Here is a 16,309-nt window from a genome sequence, read left to right as displayed (position 1 = left end):
CATTATTCCTTGTTGGCTGGGCCGCTGCCATTGATGGCGCCTTGCAGTTCGGTTTGGGCAATCCAGAAATCGCGCTGGGTTTCGATGGCGCTGTTGACGCTGGCGACCTGTTCGCGCGCGTCGGCCAGCAGTTCAAACACGCTGGCCAGCATGCCGTTGTAGCGCAGCAGCACTTCATGCGAGATCGTCTTGCGCAGTGGCACGACTTCATCGCGGTAGTGGCGCGCCAGGTCGTAGGCCGTGCGGTAGCTGGAATACGCCTCGCGCACTTCCGAGCGGGCTTTGACAGCCGTGCCCGCCGTGCGCTGCAGCGACTGCTCGTACAAGGCTTGCGCCTTGGCATTGCGCGCCGAGCCCCAGTCGAACAGCGGCAGTTCCAGCGACACTTCATAGCCGTTTTCGCGTGGCGCCTCGCTACTGCTCTTGTTGGTGTAGCCCACGTCGAGCACGTTGATAAAACCCGTCACCTTGGACAAGCCCAGCGCATCGGCCGTCGCATGCGCGTCGAGTTTCGCTCTTTGCACGTCGAGGCGCTGCTCCATCGCTTGCGCCTCGATATTGCCGGCGTCCGCCGCCTGGGCCGGCAAGTCGGGCAAGCGCGACGGTAAAGTAAAACTGGTCTGCTTGCCCCACAGGCCCAGCAAGCGCGTCAGGTGCTCGCGCGTGGCCGTGCTCTGGTGGCGGGCGCGGGCCAGGTCGCCGACGGCATCCGCATAAAACACTTGCTGGCGCGCCTGGTCGAGGCGGCTCCAGTTGCCCGCCTGCTGCAAGCGCGTGGCCAGTTCGGCGCCCGCCTCGGCCGACAGCAGCGCGCGCTGCATGAACGCTTCCGTCTGCACGGCGGCCACGGCGTTGAAATACGCGCGACGCGTGTCAAGCGCCAGCTGCACGGCGCTGCTGGCGGTCTGCAGCTTGGCTTGCTCGAAACGGCCCCGCTCGATGTTCACGCGCATCGGCATCGTCAGCAAGCCGGCCAGGTCGAAGCTGACGCCGCGGTCGATTTCATTGCCGTGGCTGCCATGCGAGCGGCCGAACGACAGGCCGGGATTGCGCAAGCGCCCCGCTTGCACGAGGTCCGATTCGGACGCACCCAGTTCGGCCAGCGCCACTTTCATGCCGTGATTGTTCATCAGGGCGATGCGCACGGCGCTGTCGGCGTCCAGGGGCTGGGCCAGCAGGCTGGCCAATTTTTCCTCGCCGCCCTTGTCCGCCAGCGCTGCGGGGGCGCCCGTGCGGGCGTCGGCCAGCGCGGAGACCGTCTGCATGCCGCCATCCTGGCTGAAGCTGGCGCAGCCGCTGAGCAGCAAGACGGCCGCCAGGGCCAGCGGCGTGAGGCCATACGAGTTCTTGAAACGCGCCATGTCAGTGTCCTTCATGCTGGTGTTGCTGATGTTGCGGGGCAGGCTTGGTATCCGGCTTGGAGCTGGGCTGAGCCATCGGCATCTTGTGCCCTTCCATTTTGTTGCCATCCATCCTGTGGCCATCCATTTTCATCATGCCCATGTGGCCGCCGGCCTTGCCGACTTTGTCGTTGACGGCGCGCCAGGTCTGGTCGGGCGTAGCCTCGTCCTCGGCGGCGGGACGGTAGCCGGCAAAGGCGGAGCGGTAAGTGGTGGCCGGCACCGACGCTTGCGCCTCTTGCGGGGAGGACGGGGACGGCGACGGGGATTGCGCTGCGGCGGCCAGCGGCAGCACGGCCAGCGCAAGGCTGAACAGGTATTTCATGGTATTCCTTGAATGACAGGGTATGACGCGGCGGGCGCGACTGGAACGCTGGCGCGGCCGGTGCAACGTGCAGGGACGTGCGACGGCGGCGCCGCCAGGTTCAACGGGCGGTCAGGCGGAGCGCGTGCTTCTCGGGGGACGTTCGGGACCAGGCGGGATATGCCCGGAGAACGGGGACTCGGGCGCCAGCGCCGGAGGCGGCGCGCGCAGGATCAAGGCGTGCAAGGCAGGCATGCCTGGCGGCGCCGTGGCGCCCACGGTACACGCGCCGTGGTTGCTGCAATCGTGGCCAGGGTGGCCGGCGCCAGCGCCGCCATCGTCCATGGCCATGTGCAGCGGCTGGCCTTGCATCTGCATGTCGCCCATATCGTGGCACTGGGGCGTTTCCATCGCTGCAGCGGTGACCGTGACCACTGCCGCCCGCTCGTCCACGCAGCAGCTGCGCATGGCCGACGCAAAGCCCTGCAAGGGCAGCGTGACGGCTAGCAGCCAGAGCAGCGAGCGGGCGAGAAAGCGGAAAAAGGCACGGTTCATGGCACAACTATAAACCTTCCCACGCGAGGAAGGTCAAGTCCCTATTTGCGCCCGTAGCCGTGCGTCAGCCAGATCACGTAGACGCCGTAGTAGCCCTGCCCTTCGAATATGACCTGACCATCGGCAAAGGAGACTGTCTTCACTTCATTGACGATGAAATACGCGCGGTTGTCCGCCGCCTCCACGTCGCCCCAGTAGCGTGGAACCTGACTCCGGTAGCCGCTGGCTCGCCCGATCGCGTCCATTAAATCGCTGATCATGAAGTCGTACAGCATTTCGGCCAGCAGCTGCCGGTGGCCGGCCAGCATGGCCGTGATGTCGGGGTAGCCCGCTTCCTTCAGCGCGGGCAAGTCGCTTTCCTCGTCCTGCAGGTCGTCCTCGCGGCAAGTCTGGATAAAACTGTTGAACGGCTCGTCGAGCAGGGGCGCCAGCGCCGCTTCCGGCACGCTCAGGCGGAACGGATGCAGCGGCAGCACGCTGTGCTGGCCATAGTTGAGTCCGCGGCAGCCGAGATAGGCCATCGGGTGCAGCTGGCCATTGACTTCGCAGCGCATGCCGGGTTCTTGCTCAAACGTTATCAATATCAACCCCTGCCATGCCTGTTGTCCTCGTGATGCGTTCCAGGGCTAGATGGTAAGCGCTGGCGGGCAAACGGGACAGGCTCAGATGCAACAGAAAACAGCGGATCAGTTCATGCCGCACGGCACGCCTGTCAGGCCGGTTCCGTGATGCCCACGCAATTGCGCCCGTTTTCCTTGGCCACGTACAGTGCCGCATCGGCGGCCAGCAGCACGGCGTCCGTGGTGCCCGCCTCCTGTTCCGACGACACGACGCCCAGCGAGACCGTGATGGGGCCCGCGCCGGGAATCACGGCGGCGGCCACCCTGGCGCGCAGGCGCTCGGCCACCTGCAGGGCCGCGTCCAGGTCGGCGTCGGGCAAGAGCATGATGAATTCATCGCCGCCATTGCGGCACAGCACGTCGGCATCGCGCGAACAGGCGCGCATCAGCTGCGCCAGGCGCAGGATGACGTCGTCGCCCACGGCATGGCCCCACTGGTCGTTGACTTGCTTGAAATGGTCGATGTCGATGGCGATGACGGAAAACGGCCGCGCCTGCGCCTGCCAGACATCGAGCGCCGCCGCCATGCCGCGCCGGTTCGACAGGCCGGTCAGCGGGTCCGTCTGCACGTCGGTCTTCAATTTGCCGATCTTGTTCTGCAATAACATCAACCCCTTCAGCAAGGCTTTCTTGATCTGCGCCGCCTCCACATACCAGGCGCGGATGGCGGCGATGTGCTCGGTCGTGCCGGGCGCATCCATGCGCCGCGCGCCGTCGGCCAGCTGCATCAGGGGCCGCGAAATCAGGCTGGCCAGCCACCAGATGAATGGCAGGCTCAGCAAGGCGATCGGCAGCGAATGCCATACCGTGTCGGCCATCAGCTGGTTCAGCGGGGCCAGGGTCATGGCCGTGGGACGCTGCGCCACGATGCCCCAGCCCGTCGACGGCATGACGGCGTAGCCGGCCAGCATGTCCACGCCCAGGCTGTTGTGCATGCGCCGGTTGCCGCCGCCCTGCTGCGCGATGATGTTGTCGATGACGTCATTCTTGCCGGCCAGGTCGCCCAGGCGCTCGGGGTCCGGGTGGTACAGCAGGCGCCGGTTCTGGTCCACCACGTACAGGTAGGAGCCGTCGCGGTAGTAATGCTGGCCCAGCATGGTGTACAGGATGTTTTTCTGTTTCAGGTAGATGCTGCCGCCCACATAACCGAGGTAGCGGCCATCCTTGCCAAGGATGGGATGCGAAATGAAGACCACCAGGTTGCCGGCCGAGGACACGTACGGCTGCGTCACCAGCGGTCGCCGCTCGCGTAGCGCCTGGATGGCGCCGGCCGAATCGAGCGTGCGGTTTTTCAAGGCCAGGGTTTCCGGCGACACGCCCAGCACCTTGCCGTCCGCATTGACGATGAGCACGGAATTGAAGCTGTTCGTTTGCAGGCGCAGGCGCTGCGCCTCGTCCGTCAGCCAGGCGTCGTCCCCCATGCGCGATGGCAGGCTGCCGGCGCTGTAGGCCAGTTGCTGGCGCGCCGACTGCAAGAAATCCTCGGCCGTGCTGGCCAGCTTGCTCGCATACGCGTGGTTCGCTTCCAGGGTGGTGTCGATCAGCAACTGACGCTGCACGCTGTAGCTGGCATAGAAGGTATTGGCGAGGGACACCAGGGCGCTGGCAAAGGCCACGAGCACGATCAAACGGCGCAAATTCATGCGCAGAACAGGTTTAGTCCACATGGAGTCGGCAAGGAATTGGAAAGTATTGCGCTAAAGAAAGAGCGCATTATACCGAGACGCTCGTGCCAATATTGAAATATTGGCATCCATGGTCAAAGAAAAGATACTAGCGGCAACGCAGAACGCTGCCGCTTTGATCTGCATCAAGCGTCGAATCAAGCGTGGATCGCGTGCTTGCGGACCCAGTCCACGTAGCGCTGCATCCAGCCCTGGAAGAAACCGAGGCTGGCCGGGCCGATGCCGCCATGCTCGTCAAACAGGCCATCCTTGGCCTGAATAAACATTTCAGGCTGTCCCAGCAGCGGCACGTCGAGGTAAGCGAGCACATTGCGCAAATGCTGCTGCGCCAGGGCCGTCCCCGTGGCGCCGACGGACACGCCGAGCACGGCGCCCGGCTTGCCGCCCCACACGCTCTGGCCATACGGACGCGAACCGTGGTCGAGGGCGTTTTTCAGCACGCCGGGGATCGAGCGGTTGTATTCGGGAGTGAGGAAGAGCAAGGCTTGCGAAGCGGAAATATCCGACTTCAGGCGCAGCACCTGCTCGGCCTGCGCACCATCGTCATCCTGGTTATACAGCGGCAAGTCGCCGATTTCGATGTGTTTGAAGGAAAATTCGGGCGGCGCCAGCTTGATGATGGCGTCGGCCAGCTTGCGGTTGAAGGAATCCTTGCGCAGGCTGCCGACGATGATAGCAACGTTATATTGACTCATATAAATCCCCGATCTTGGTAAAAGAATAGCCCTGGAGTGAAGCTCACTACAGGGCTATCTTGCCACACAATCATGGGTTTCGCGCTGTTTAGCGTGCGCCGGCCAAGCCCCGGTATTCGCGGTAGTAGCGTCCGCCCAAATTGGTCAACACCTCGTAGCCGATGGTATTGGCCATGGCCGCCACGGCGTCGACCGGGTGTTCGGCGCAGATCAGGTCGACCAGGCTGCCCGGCGCCACGCGCTCTTCGGCGATGGCGCTCACGTCGAGCGTGATGGAATCCATCGAGATGGCGCCGATCTGCGGCACTTTCACGCCGTCGACGATGGCCAGGCCCTGGTTGCTCATGCTGCGCAACCAGCCATCGGCATAACCGACGGAAACAGTCGCCACCTGGCGCGGCTCGCTGGCCGTGTAGCGGCGGCTGTAGCCGACGTGGTCGCCGGCGGCAATGGTGCGAGTCTGCAGCACCTTGCCTTGCAGGCGCACCACGGAGCGCAGAGGATTCGGTTCGCCGCCCTGCGGCCCGATGCCGTACAGTGCCGCTCCCGGGCGCACCAGGTCGAAGTGATAATCGGGCGACAAGAAGATGCCCGAGGAATTGGCCAGGCTGGCGCGGTATTGCGGCAAACGGGCGCGGATGGTGATGAAGCGGGCCAGCTGCTCGCTATTCATCGGGTTGCTGCGCTCGTCGGCGCAAGCCAGGTGGCTCATGAGGTAGCGCACTTTGATGCCGTCGAGAAAGTGCGGATCCAGCAGCCAGGCGTCGATTTCCTGCGGCGACAGGCCCATGCGCGACATGCCCGTGTCGACCTGCACATTCGCTTCCAAGGTTTTGCCCAGCGCCTTCGCATGCGCGCGCCAGCCAGCCACCTGCGGCTCGCTGTTGAGCACGGGAATCAAACCATGGGCCGTAAATTCGCCTTCCGTGCCGACGGGCGGGCCGTGCAGCACGAAGATGTCGGCATCCGGCGCCACGTGCGGGCGCAGGCTGATGCCCTCTTCCAGGTGCGCCACGAAGAAATGCCGGCAACCTTCCTCATACAGGGCCGCGCCCACTTGCGCGGCGCCCAGGCCATACGCGTCGGACTTGACGACGGCCGAGCAGGCGGCCGGGTGCGCCTTGTCGCGCAGCAAGCGGTAATTGGCACGCACGGCGTCCAGGTCCACCGTCAGAATGGCACCGCTACGTTCCTTTGGAGGCATGCTGGCCGCCATCTCAGGCCGCCGCGTGTTGCAGTTTGCCATGGCCCTGCGCGCCGCTGTAGCGGCTGACGGACAGGTCGTCGGCCAGGATGGCCGGTTTCTTCGACGACATCAGGTCGGCCAGCAACTGTGCAGAGCCGCAGGACATGGTCCAGCCCAGGGTGCCGTGGCCCGTGTTCAGGAACAGGTTGCGCAGCGGCGTGCGGCCAACGATAGGCGTGCCGTCCGGCGTCATCGGACGCAAGCCCGTCCAGAATGTCGCTTCGGCCGTGTTGCCGCCGCCGGGGAACAGGTCGTTGACGACCATTTCCAGGGTCTCGCGGCGGCGCGGGTTCAGGTTCAGGTTGTAGCCGGCGATTTCCGCCATGCCGCCCACGCGGATGCGGTCGTCGAAACGGGTGACGGCAATTTTATAAGTTTCATCGAGGATGGTCGACACGGGCGCCTTGGACGCGTTGACGATAGGCACGGTGATCGAATAGCCCTTCAACGGATACACGGGAATGTCCAGCAGCGGCTTCATGAAGCCCGTCGAGTAGGAACCGAGGGCCACCACATAGGAATCGGCCTTGACGATTTCCGCGCCGCATTGCACGCCGGCGATTTCATCGCCCTGCGTCAGCAGCGCGTCGATCGATACGCCGTAACGGAACTTCACGCCCAGCGCCACGGCCATCTCGGACAGGCGCGTGGTAAACAGCTGGCAATCACCCGTTTCATCGTTGGGCAGGCGCAAGCCGCCGAACAGCTTATCCTTGACGGCTTCCAGGGCCGGCTCGGCACGCGACAGTTCGTTGCGCTGCAGTACTTCGTACGGCACGCCGGCGTCTTTCAACACTTCGATATCTTTTGCGGCGTCGTTGTATTGCTTTTCAGTGCGGAACAATTGCATCGTGCCTTGCTGGCGGCCTTCGTAGGTGATGCCCGCCTCGGCGCGCAAGACCTTGAAGCAGTCGCGGCTGTATTCGGCCAGGCGCACCATGCGTTCCTTGTTCACGGCATACGCTTCCGGTGTGCAATTACGCAACATCTGCCACATCCATTTGAGCTGGGCGGCGCTGCCGTCGAGCGAGATGGCCAGGGGCGCGTGGCGCTGCATCATCCATTTCACGGCTTTCAAGGGAATACCGGGCGCAGCCCATGGCGAAGCGTAGCCGGGCGAGATTTGCCCCGCATTCGCGAAGCTGGTTTCCAGTGCCGGGCCAGGCTGGCGGTCGATGACGGTCACCTCATGTCCTGCCTTGGCCAGATAGTAAGCACTGGTGACGCCGATGACGCCGCTACCCAGAATCACGATACGCATAGTTTCCTCATTATATTTTTTTAGGCTGACGCCAGATTAACCGCTATCATATTGGGAAAGAGCCAGTATTTGTTCACGTATAAATCGAGATATTCAGCAATAAATCATGAGAATCCTTAAAGAATCGGCACGTGGCCTCGACAAGCTGGATCGCCACATCCTGCGCATCCTGCAACAGGATGGCCGCATCTCGATGAAAGACCTCGGTGAACAGGTGGGCCTGTCCATCACGCCCTGCATCGAGCGGGTCAAGCGCATGGAGCGCGACGGCGTCATCACGGGCTACCATGCCAAGGTGAACCCGGCCGCGCTGGGGGCCAAGCTGCTCGTCTTTGTAGAGATTACGCTCAATCAAAAATCCGCGTCCGCCTTCGAGCAATTCCGCCGCGAAGTGTTGCAAATTCCCGAGGTGCAGGAATGTCACCTGGTGTCGGGCGACTTCGATTACCTGATCAAGGCGCGCATCCATGAAATGGCCGAGTACCGCAAATTGCTGGGCGACATGCTGCTGCAGCTGCCCGGCGCCGCGCAATCGAAAAGCTATGTGGTGATGGAGGAAATCAAGGAAACCCTGGCGCTGTCGACCGACGTATTGCAGAGCCGATAAAAGTACCGGCTGCCGGCACCAAAGGCACCGTTTTATGCACCTTTGTATAATCTTGTAGCACATTGCTGGCTTCGCAAGCACACTCCTCTCCTGACATCACGCCCGTCCCCTCTGAGATTGGAAGCAGTGATGCACACTGGGAGTCCGTATGAACACATTGATAAAACTGGCAGCTTCCTGCCTCGCGGGCCTGGCCGTGGCCATGTGCACCGCCAGTGAATACAAGGTCAACCGCGCGCCGGACAATGGCGCCATCTATCAGAACATCAAGGTGGGCAAGACCACCCGCCTCGACCTCGACGCAGCCCTGGGCAACGCCACCGTCGTCAGCTTCGATCCCGGCTATGAAGTCTGGGTCTACAAGAACCAGCTGCAAGCGCCGAAAGTGACACGCCTGCTCCCCCTGCTGGGCGAAAAAGGCACGCGCGAAGTGGCCGTCATGTTCGACCAGGCTGGTATCGTCAGGAAATTCCGGATACACGAGCCGCGCAAATAGGCGCGCAGCGAACGGGCGCCGCCAGCCATGCTGGCTATACTGGCTGCTGGCTCCGGCGTCCCGCCGGCCACCACCCCAGCAAGGAGTTTGCATGCGCCTTCCCCTGATCGCTCCACAAGACCTGACACCCGAACAAAAGCCGCTGTATGACGATATGCGCAAAGGCATCAGCAGCAATTTCAACGATTTCATCGCCGTGCGCGAAGACGGCGCCCTGATGGGACCGTGGAATCCGTGGCTGCACGAACCGGCCATCGGCAAGGCCATCTGGAACCTGACCCTGGCCATGACGGCCAACGCCACCTTGCCCGACAAGGTGCGCCAGATTGCCATCCTGGTGGTCGGCGCACGCTACAACGCCGCCTATGAAATCTACGCCCATATCGCCGTCGCGGAGCGTGAAGGCATGTCGGCCGAGCGCCTGGCCACCTTGGTGGCCGATGTCAAGCCCGTCGACCTGGACCAGCACGAGAGCATCGCCTACGACCTGGCTTACGCGCTCAGCGGCGGCGGCACCTTGCCGGAGCCGCTGTACCGCCTGGCGCTGGCCACCTTTGGCCAGCACGGGACTAACGAACTAATCTACCTGGTGGGCCTGTACGCGCTGGTCTCGACCACCTTGAACGGCTTCAACGTGCCGGTGCCGGAACGCGACTGAAGGGCCTTGCCCCTGCCAACTTGCCGTGACAGGGAACGCCAGTGGACGCGCTCTTGCTCTACACTGGCATTTTATCCTCTGCAACTTCCATGCAACTACCTGCAAACCTCGCCCACATCTCGGTCGAACAAGACTGGCAACACACGACTGCGTATCCGCCGCTAGGCTTCACCCCGTTCGCCGAGGGCGCGCTGGGCAATGGCGACACCTTCGGCCTGTACTGGCCCATCGGCCGCGAAGCGGCGGAACCGATCGTCGTCGAAACGTGGCACGACGAGTGGCGCATCCAGCCCCACTTTTCCAGCCTGGCGGCGTTTCTGTCAGCCTACGCAAGAGCGGAAGACGAGTACGTCGCCACGCCATCGCTGGCCGACGACCCCGCCTCACCGCGCGCCGCGTTCCTTGAGGCCAAGGAATTGATTGCGCAGCGCAAGCCTGACGCGGCCATCGCGCTGCTGGAAGCGGCGCTGGACATCGTGCCCGAATATACGGATGCGCTGGTGCTGCTGCATGGACAGTATGTGCGCATGGGAAGAACCGATGATGCCGTCAAGGTGGCCATCCAGGCCATCATTGCGCCACCGTCATTTGGCGGCCCCCCGTTCAAGGCCTTGCAATGGCTGCGCACGCAGCCTGTGCCGGAGGGGGAGCCAGACCCCATCTGGCGCGCCTGCGGGCAATTGTCGTTCAACTTTGGCGGCAGCAAGGAAAATGCCGATTACCCCGTGCTGCTGGCCGCCATCGACACCTATCTGGAACAAGGCAAGCATCTTTCCGCCTCAACCCTGATGCAGACGTATGCCGAACTGATGAGCGCGGAAACCGTCTCGTTCCAGGAACGCTACGCCTTCGCGCCGGCCGCCTTCATCGCGCGGCAAATCGCCGTCAGCGCGAAGCTGCCCAACGGCAACCGGGACCCGGCGACGATGCTATTCAAAGGTCAATGACTGGAAGAATCGCTGTCGGGATGCGAGCGACTGCGCGTCATGCTCCTTGTCGGCAATGATGCTCAACATATACGTTCCACCAGGCACCCGGAACCACAGTCCATGCGTGATTTTTGCGCCATTGCTTTCAGGTAAAGTCCCCTGCGTGATGACGGCATCGGCGCCCTTGAACTTGGTGACATTGGCATTCGGCTTGAAATATGCCTCGTCAAACGTTGCGCCCATACTCGAACCAGGACCGGACCGTTCAAACACAGCCATGAACGTGGAGCCATGATGATCGGTTCCACGCAGCATGAACGCCGCTTGCCCGGCACCGCCCTTCGTCATATCGGAAAAAGGGCCGGGCATGTCCACTGAAAAACCGCCATCTACCGAGCGTGCCCGGGTCCAGCCCTGCGCATCGAACGGCGCAGCGATAGGCAGCTGTTTTTTATCAGTATATTCCTTGCGCACCACGGCAATGGCAGGCATGGCCGGGGCGACGGCTTGCACGAAGAAAAAGCGGCGTCCCCCGCCTGCTGTCAATTTTGTGCCATAAAAGCGCATGCGCTTGCCGACGAGCTGACTGGCGGCGGCCTTACCCCGCACGGGTATTGCGCTTTCTGAAAGACACGTATCGGCGATCAACATGGCACTGAAGAAACGGGGTGAACGCTCAAGCTCGTATTCAACCTTGGCATTGTCAATGCTGACATGAAGACGCTCAGGGTCGGAATGCATGCGCACGACATCGACGACATCGCCATCGATCACCCAGTCCGCCCTGTCTGCCGCGTCTTGTGCGGACTGGACGATGGCGGTGCAGTCCTTGCCTGTCTGGGCAAGCGCCGTGTTTGAGAACAGGAAGAAGGCCAATACAGTGATGGGAAATGGAAATAGGTTTTTCAAGCGCGTCTCTTTCGGCTGGGTAATGTCAATATATAAAATCCGCGTGAATATTACCCCAGCACAACTAGAAATGCACTTTATTAATTAACAACAAGAAGGGCCGTGTCCGGACTCAGGCCACACCATCGGCCGAGCGCTGCCGGAACAGCTTGCGATACGCCGACGGCGACGTCTGCAAGTGCGCCCGGAAATGCTGGCGCAGCGACAGGGCCGTGCCGAAGCCGGCCTCCTGCGCGACGACATCGATCGAGGCGGCGCTCTTTTCCAGCAAGCCTTGCGCATGCGCGAGGCGCTGGTTCAGCAGCCACTGCTTGAACGAGGTGCCCGTCGCTTGGCGGAAATGGCGCGTGAAATTGCGCCGGCTCATGGCGGCCCGTTCGGCCAGCGCGTCGATGCTGTGCGCCTGGCCCAGCCTGGCCGTCACGCAGGCCAGCACCTCGGCAAAGCGCCCTTCGCTGCCGGACACGGGCAGCGGGCGCTCGATGAATTGCGCCTGCCCGCCCTGGCGGTGCGGCGCCACGAGCAGCCGGCGCGCCACGCGGTTGGCCACCTCGGCGCCCGCCAGCTGGCGCAGCAGATACAGGCAGCAGTCGAGACCGGCGGCCACGCCGGCCGACGTCAGCACGGCGCCATCGTCCACGTACAGCACTTCGCGGTCCACCTTGACCTTGGGATAGCGGGCCGCGAGACGCTCGGCCATGCCCCAGTGCGTGGCTGCGCTCTTGCCGTCCAACAAGCCCGCCTGCGCCAGGGGAAACGCGCCCAGGCACAGGCCCACCATGCGCGCGCCGCGCGCGCTGGCCGCCCGCAGCGCGTCGACCAGGGATAGCGCCGCGTCGCGGCAATCGTCGTGCCAGGCCGGCATGATGACGATGTCGGCGCCTTCCAGTCCTTCCAGGCCGAACTCGGGCGTGATGCCGAAGCCGGCCGCCGTGCGCAAGGGCACGGGGTCGGCGGCGCAGACGCGCACGTGGAAAGGCGGCAGATCGGCCTCGTCGGTCTGGGCGCCAAACACGAGACAAGGCACGGACAAGTGGAATGGCGTCATGCCGTCAAAGGCGATCACGGCGATGGTCAAGGGGGCGGAAGCAGGAAAGGTAGGCATGGCCCGATTTTATCGCATACAGGCCTTCGGGCCACTTTTTATTTGCGGCACGCAGGCGGAAAATAGCTGCATAGAGGAAGCCTTCCTCTTCACCATACAGGAGAATCCATGTCCACCACCCCACGCCGCGCCCTGCTCGTCATCGACGTTCAAAATGAATACTTCACGGGCGACATGCCCATCGAATATCCGTCCGTCGACATCTCGCTGCCCAACATCGTGCAAGCCATGGCCGCCGCGCGCGCGGCCGGCGTGCCAGTGATCGTCGTCCAGCACGTTGCGCCGGAAGCCTCGCCCATTTTTGCCAAAGGCAGCGATGGCTGGCAGCTGCACCCGCAAGTGGCAAGCTTTGCTGCCGACCACCGCATCAACAAGGTCATGGGCAGCGCCTTTGCAGGCACAGACCTGCGCGCCTGGCTGGAGGGCCGCGGCATCGATACATTGACGGTGATCGGCTACATGACGCACAACTGCGACGCCGCTACCATCTACCAGGCCGCGCACGATGGCTTGCAGGTGGAATTCCTGCAGGACGCCACGGGCACCCTGTCGTACGCGAATGCGGGTGGCACGGCCAGCGCCGAGGAAATCCACCGCGTCTTCAGCGCCGTGTTCCATTCGAATTTCGCCGCTGTGGCCAGCACGCAGGACTGGCTAGCTGCCGTGCGCGAAGGCAAGCCGCTGGAAATAGACAATATTTATCTGTCGAACCAGCGCGCGCGCAAGGCTGCGTCCGCTGTCTGATAGCGTGATTAAAATCGCCGGTGCCCGTCATCGGCGTCGCAGCGCCCGCTGAACTTGATCATGCCGTCGACCGTGATCACGCCGCTGCGGCGGTTGATCACCACGGTGGGACGGTTCAGGCTATTAAGCTGGAAACGGCCACGTATCTCGTCGTGGCCGACGACCAGGTCCATCAGATCCCACCAGCCGTTGTTGCTGTCGCCGTGAATAGGCGGCACCAGCTGTTTCGGCAAGCGGATCTGCGCCGCGCTGCCCTGCACGCTGACATTGACGGCCGTATCGAAATGACTCTGGCCTGTCTCCAGGGTGGATTTCTGCACATACTTGTGCTTGTCGTAATCCCACTCCATGCCGGAATGGTTTTCCAGCGTGGTCTTCTCCGCCTCGCCGTAACACACAAGCTGGATATCCTCGCCACGCTGCGCCCGCTCCTGGCGCTCATACTGGCCCGCAGCGTCATATTGACCCGACTGTGCGGCAAAGGCCATGGCAATCAACAGGCTGGAAATGGCTGTCATGCGGGTTCTCCAATGCTGGGTGGGCAGGCCAAGTTTGCCTGATCGCCAAGCTTAGCACGGAAGGCAGGCCGTTTGCGACGGCTTGGGAACAGTCAAACCGGCACGCGATCTGCTACAGTCGCGCTCACGAAAAACCTGCCGGATGCATCACGATGCGTAAATTGATAATAGGCGCCCTGCTGGCGCTAATGATTTTCCTGCTGGCCACCGCCACCTTGGTGCTGGCGGGACTCAACGACAAAGAAGCCCCCGCCGACGTCATCGTCGTGCCGGGCAACACCATCTTGCCGGACGGCACGCCCAGCCCCCGCCTGCAGGCGCGGCTCGACGCGGCTGTGAAACAATTCCAGGAACACAGGGCGCCGCGCATCCTCGTCAGCGGGGCGACGGGCAAGGAGGGGTTCGACGAAGCCGCTTCCATGGCGCGCTACTTGCGGTCGCGCGGCGTGCCGGCCAACGCCATCACCGAGGACAATCAAGGCTGGACCACGGAAGCCACGGCGCGCAATGCGGCCGTTCTGATGCGCGCGCACGGCTGGCGCACGGCCATGGTGGCCACGCAGTATTTTCACGTCCCCCGCTTCCGGCTGGCCTTGGAACGGGCCGGCATCGCCGTCAGCGGCAACGTGCACGCGCCCTACTTCGAACTGCGCGACCTGTATTCCGTGCCGCGCGAAACCGTCGGCTATGCCGTCTACTATGTGAAAGCAGGAAGATGAGACCACTGTTCTTTGCCGCCGGTTTTGCCCTGGTAGCGGCCTGCGCCGTACCGTCGATGGCCGCCACCGATGCGGAGCCGATCGGCGCCGCTGCCACCTTGTATCTATTTGGCGCGCTGGTGCTGGGGATATGCATCGCCGCCTTTGGCGCAGTGGCGCAGCGCCGAAATGCAACAATCGCCCGCCTGCCATCGGCCTGCGCCGGTGCGCTGTGCGGCGTGCTGCTGTACGGAAGTTTCGCGCTGGCATTTGCCACGCCGTCGATCACGCCGATCCTGGCCTACGCCGCCAGCGCCCTGTGCGCCACCGGCGCGGCCCTACTGCTGCCGCGCCTGTTAAAAGCCGTGGCACGCCAGTAAGCTGTCACTCGCTCCAGTCGCGCGAGCGTTCCACGGCGCGCTGCCACTTGTGCAGCCGCGTCAGGCGCTCGTCGGCCGCCATTTTCGGTTCAAAACGGCGGCCCACCTGCCATTGCGACGCGATCTCTTCCTCTGAAGCCCAGAAGCCCACGGCCAGGCCCGCCAGGTAGGCGGCGCCCAGGGCCGTCGTTTCCGTCACCACGGGACGCACCACGGGCACATTCAATATGTCGGCCTGGAACTGCATCAGCATGTCGTTGCGGGCCGCGCCGCCGTCCACGCGCAATTCGGAAAGCGCGATGCCCGCGTCGTCCTGCATGGCGGACAGTACATCCACGTTCTGGTACGCCACGCCTTCCAGCGCCGCGCGCGCGATGTGCGCCTTGCCCGTGCCGCGCGTGATGCCGATCAGGGTGCCGCGCGCATACGGGTCCCAGTACGGTGCGCCCAGGCCCGCGAACGCGGGCACGAAGACCAGGCCGCCCGAATCGGGCACGCTGGTGGCCAGCGCTTCCACTTCGGACGAGTCGCGGATGATGCCCAGCCCGTCGCGCATCCATTGCACGGCCGCGCCCGCGATAAAGGCGCTGCCTTCCAGCAAATAATCTGTCTTGTCGCTACCCGCGCCCAGGCTCCAGCCCACCGTCGTTAACAGCCGGTTTTTCGATGGCAAGGGGCGCTTGCCCACATTCATCAGCATGAAGCAACCCGTGCCGTAGGTATTCTTGGCCATGCCTGGCTTCAGGCACGCCTGGCCAAAGGTAGCCGCCTGCTGGTCGCCCGCGATGCCGGCGATCGGCACGGACACGCCCAGCAGTGCCGCATGCGTGTGCGCGGCCACGCCGCTCGAGGGCACGACGTCGGGCAGCAGCGAGGCGGGAATGCCGAGCAGCGCCAGCAAGTCCGTGTCCCATTGCAGGGTGTGGATATTGAACAGCATGGTGCGCGCCGCATTGCTCGTGTCCGTGATGTGCGCGCCGCTCATCTTGTAGATCAGCCAGCTGTCGACCGTGCCGAAGGCCAGCTCGCCCCGTTCGGCGCGCGCGCGGGCGCCGGGAACGTTATCGAGCAGCCATTTGAGCTTGGTGGCGGAAAAATAGGCATCCAGCACCAGGCCCGTCTTTTGCTGGATCAGCTCCGCCTTGCCCTGCTCGACCAGCTGCTCGCAGTAAGCCGCATTTCTGCGGTCTTGCCAGACGATGGCGTTGGCGACAGGCTCGCCCGTGGCGCGGTCCCACAGCACCGTTGTTTCACGCTGGTTGGTCACGCCGATGGCGGCCACGTCGCTTGCCGCCACGCCGCTGTCGCGCAGCACCTGGTGCAGCACGCCCTCTTGCGAGGCCCAGATTTCAGCGGCGTCATGCTCGACCCAGCCCGGCTGCGGGAAAATCTGGCGGAATTCGCGCTGCGCGCTGGCGTGCGGCCGGCCCGCATGGTCGAACAGGATGGCGCGCGAACTGGTGGTGCCCTGATCTAAAGCAAGTATGTATTTGGTCATT

At 63.5% G+C, this 16,309-nt stretch carries 19 protein-coding genes; 7 read left to right on the top strand and 12 right to left on the bottom strand.

Annotated features, from left to right (window positions below; translation table 11 throughout):
* Positions 1–2 precede the first annotated feature (2 nt).
* From GYK42_RS05515 to GYK42_RS05480, 8 genes are all read right to left on the bottom strand, one after another.
* Positions 3–1,376 (bottom strand): TolC family protein, encoded by a 1,374-nt coding sequence (locus tag GYK42_RS05515; protein ID WP_166446670.1) that lies wholly within the window; start codon positions 1,374–1,376, stop codon positions 3–5.
* Entirely contained in the window at positions 1,363–1,725 is a 363-nt protein-coding gene (locus GYK42_RS05510) for a hypothetical protein (RefSeq protein ID WP_166446669.1), read from the bottom strand. The genes GYK42_RS05515 and GYK42_RS05510 overlap by 14 nt, the downstream gene beginning before the upstream one ends.
* A gap of 111 nt (positions 1,726–1,836) precedes the next feature.
* Positions 1,837–2,259, bottom strand: a complete 423-nt coding sequence (locus GYK42_RS05505) for a hypothetical protein (protein WP_166446668.1) — start codon at positions 2,257–2,259, stop codon at positions 1,837–1,839.
* 41 nt (positions 2,260–2,300) lie between these two features.
* The gene (locus GYK42_RS05500) at positions 2,301–2,813 is read right to left on the bottom strand and encodes a hypothetical protein (RefSeq protein WP_166446667.1); all 513 of its coding nucleotides are present in this window, start codon (positions 2,811–2,813) and stop codon (positions 2,301–2,303) included.
* Positions 2,814–2,971: 158 nt separating this feature from the next.
* Complete coding sequence (locus GYK42_RS05495; protein ID WP_166446666.1) at positions 2,972–4,546, bottom strand: sensor domain-containing diguanylate cyclase; 1,575 nt, start codon at positions 4,544–4,546, stop codon at positions 2,972–2,974.
* 155 nt (positions 4,547–4,701) lie between these two features.
* The gene (locus tag GYK42_RS05490) at positions 4,702–5,259 is read right to left on the bottom strand and encodes an NADPH-dependent FMN reductase (RefSeq protein WP_070222187.1); all 558 of its coding nucleotides are present in this window, start codon (positions 5,257–5,259) and stop codon (positions 4,702–4,704) included.
* An 88-nt stretch (positions 5,260–5,347) separates the two neighbouring features.
* Entirely contained in the window at positions 5,348–6,463 is a 1,116-nt protein-coding gene (gene alr, locus GYK42_RS05485; RefSeq protein ID WP_240943474.1) for an alanine racemase, read from the bottom strand.
* A gap of 13 nt (positions 6,464–6,476) precedes the next feature.
* On the bottom strand, positions 6,477–7,766 hold the full coding sequence (locus GYK42_RS05480; RefSeq protein WP_070302005.1) for a D-amino acid dehydrogenase: 1,290 nt from the start codon (positions 7,764–7,766) through the stop codon (positions 6,477–6,479).
* Between the two features lie 106 nt (positions 7,767–7,872).
* On the opposite strand from GYK42_RS05480, the gene GYK42_RS05475 reads away from it, so the two are divergent.
* The 4 genes from GYK42_RS05475 (at position 7,873) to GYK42_RS05460 (ending at position 10,474) form a co-directional block, all read left to right on the top strand.
* Positions 7,873–8,373: an Lrp/AsnC ligand binding domain-containing protein gene (locus GYK42_RS05475; RefSeq protein WP_034754979.1), complete on the top strand. Its 501-nt coding sequence runs from the start codon at positions 7,873–7,875 to the stop codon at positions 8,371–8,373.
* Positions 8,374–8,521: 148 nt separating this feature from the next.
* Positions 8,522–8,869 carry a hypothetical protein gene (locus GYK42_RS05470; RefSeq protein ID WP_166446665.1) on the top strand — a complete coding sequence of 116 codons (348 nt, stop codon included), beginning with the start codon at positions 8,522–8,524 and terminating at the stop codon, positions 8,867–8,869.
* Positions 8,870–8,960: 91 nt separating this feature from the next.
* Positions 8,961–9,527, top strand: coding sequence for a carboxymuconolactone decarboxylase family protein (locus tag GYK42_RS05465; protein ID WP_166446664.1), 567 nt, complete (start codon positions 8,961–8,963; stop codon positions 9,525–9,527).
* A gap of 89 nt (positions 9,528–9,616) precedes the next feature.
* Positions 9,617–10,474 (top strand): tetratricopeptide repeat protein, encoded by an 858-nt coding sequence (locus GYK42_RS05460; RefSeq protein WP_166446663.1) that lies wholly within the window; start codon positions 9,617–9,619, stop codon positions 10,472–10,474.
* On the opposite strand, the gene GYK42_RS05455 is transcribed toward GYK42_RS05460, so the two are convergent.
* Positions 10,457–11,365: a hypothetical protein gene (locus GYK42_RS05455; protein WP_166446662.1), complete on the bottom strand. Its 909-nt coding sequence runs from the start codon at positions 11,363–11,365 to the stop codon at positions 10,457–10,459. The two genes, GYK42_RS05460 and GYK42_RS05455, sit on opposite strands and share 18 nt — an antisense overlap.
* A gap of 112 nt (positions 11,366–11,477) precedes the next feature.
* Positions 11,478–12,443, bottom strand: coding sequence for a GlxA family transcriptional regulator (locus GYK42_RS05450; RefSeq protein ID WP_431190154.1), 966 nt, complete (start codon positions 12,441–12,443; stop codon positions 11,478–11,480).
* A 135-nt stretch (positions 12,444–12,578) separates the two neighbouring features.
* On the opposite strand from GYK42_RS05450, the gene GYK42_RS05445 reads away from it, so the two are divergent.
* Positions 12,579–13,214: a cysteine hydrolase family protein gene (locus GYK42_RS05445; RefSeq protein WP_166446660.1), complete on the top strand. Its 636-nt coding sequence runs from the start codon at positions 12,579–12,581 to the stop codon at positions 13,212–13,214.
* A gap of 8 nt (positions 13,215–13,222) precedes the next feature.
* On the opposite strand, the gene GYK42_RS05440 is transcribed toward GYK42_RS05445, so the two are convergent.
* Entirely contained in the window at positions 13,223–13,732 is a 510-nt protein-coding gene (locus GYK42_RS05440) for a hypothetical protein (RefSeq protein ID WP_166446659.1), read from the bottom strand.
* Positions 13,733–13,884: 152 nt separating this feature from the next.
* On the opposite strand from GYK42_RS05440, the gene GYK42_RS05435 reads away from it, so the two are divergent.
* Together GYK42_RS05435 and GYK42_RS05430 are read left to right on the top strand one after the other, a co-directional pair.
* A complete protein-coding gene (locus tag GYK42_RS05435; RefSeq protein ID WP_166446658.1) occupies positions 13,885–14,451 on the top strand; it encodes a YdcF family protein in 567 nt (188 codons plus the stop codon).
* Entirely contained in the window at positions 14,448–14,810 is a 363-nt protein-coding gene (locus GYK42_RS05430; RefSeq protein WP_166446657.1) for a hypothetical protein, read from the top strand. Before GYK42_RS05435 ends, GYK42_RS05430 begins: the two co-directional genes overlap by 4 nt.
* Positions 14,811–14,814: 4 nt before the next feature.
* Here the strand turns inward: GYK42_RS05430 and glpK are convergent, their stop codons facing one another.
* Positions 14,815–16,308: a glycerol kinase GlpK gene (gene glpK / locus GYK42_RS05425; protein WP_166446656.1), complete on the bottom strand. Its 1,494-nt coding sequence runs from the start codon at positions 16,306–16,308 to the stop codon at positions 14,815–14,817.
* Position 16,309 lies beyond the last annotated feature (1 nt).

It is taken from the genome of Janthinobacterium lividum (assembly GCF_011601275.1).
In the GTDB taxonomy this organism is placed as follows: Bacteria; Pseudomonadota; Gammaproteobacteria; order Burkholderiales; family Burkholderiaceae_D; genus Janthinobacterium; species Janthinobacterium lividum_E.
The sequence above is the reverse complement of the archived record's forward strand: the minus strand, read 5'-3'. Positions and strand labels throughout refer to the sequence as shown.

Bases quoted from the DNA above. Each gene is read 5' to 3' on its own strand.
- GYK42_RS05475 (WP_034754979.1), top strand. From the start codon at position 7,873: ATGAGAATCCTTAAAGAATCGGCACGTGGCCTCGACAAGCTGGATCGC.
- GYK42_RS05505 (WP_166446668.1), bottom strand. From the start codon at position 2,259: ATGAACCGTGCCTTTTTCCGCTTTCTCGCCCGCTCGCTGCTCTGGCTG.
- GYK42_RS05460 (WP_166446663.1), top strand. From the start codon at position 9,617: ATGCAACTACCTGCAAACCTCGCCCACATCTCGGTCGAACAAGACTGG.
- glpK (WP_166446656.1), bottom strand. From the start codon at position 16,308: ATGACCAAATACATACTTGCTTTAGATCAGGGCACCACCAGTTCGCGC.
- GYK42_RS05435 (WP_166446658.1), top strand. From the start codon at position 13,885: ATGCGTAAATTGATAATAGGCGCCCTGCTGGCGCTAATGATTTTCCTG.
- GYK42_RS05440 (WP_166446659.1), bottom strand. From the start codon at position 13,732: ATGACAGCCATTTCCAGCCTGTTGATTGCCATGGCCTTTGCCGCACAG.
- GYK42_RS05490 (WP_070222187.1), bottom strand. From the start codon at position 5,259: ATGAGTCAATATAACGTTGCTATCATCGTCGGCAGCCTGCGCAAGGAT.
- GYK42_RS05480 (WP_070302005.1), bottom strand. From the start codon at position 7,766: ATGCGTATCGTGATTCTGGGTAGCGGCGTCATCGGCGTCACCAGTGCT.
- GYK42_RS05445 (WP_166446660.1), top strand. From the start codon at position 12,579: ATGTCCACCACCCCACGCCGCGCCCTGCTCGTCATCGACGTTCAAAAT.
- alr (WP_240943474.1), bottom strand. From the start codon at position 6,463: ATGCCTCCAAAGGAACGTAGCGGTGCCATTCTGACGGTGGACCTGGAC.
- GYK42_RS05510 (WP_166446669.1), bottom strand. From the start codon at position 1,725: ATGAAATACCTGTTCAGCCTTGCGCTGGCCGTGCTGCCGCTGGCCGCC.
- GYK42_RS05500 (WP_166446667.1), bottom strand. From the start codon at position 2,813: ATGCGCTGCGAAGTCAATGGCCAGCTGCACCCGATGGCCTATCTCGGC.
- GYK42_RS05515 (WP_166446670.1), bottom strand. From the start codon at position 1,376: ATGAAGGACACTGACATGGCGCGTTTCAAGAACTCGTATGGCCTCACG.
- GYK42_RS05430 (WP_166446657.1), top strand. From the start codon at position 14,448: ATGAGACCACTGTTCTTTGCCGCCGGTTTTGCCCTGGTAGCGGCCTGC.
- GYK42_RS05495 (WP_166446666.1), bottom strand. From the start codon at position 4,546: ATGTGGACTAAACCTGTTCTGCGCATGAATTTGCGCCGTTTGATCGTG.
- GYK42_RS05465 (WP_166446664.1), top strand. From the start codon at position 8,961: ATGCGCCTTCCCCTGATCGCTCCACAAGACCTGACACCCGAACAAAAG.
- GYK42_RS05470 (WP_166446665.1), top strand. From the start codon at position 8,522: ATGAACACATTGATAAAACTGGCAGCTTCCTGCCTCGCGGGCCTGGCC.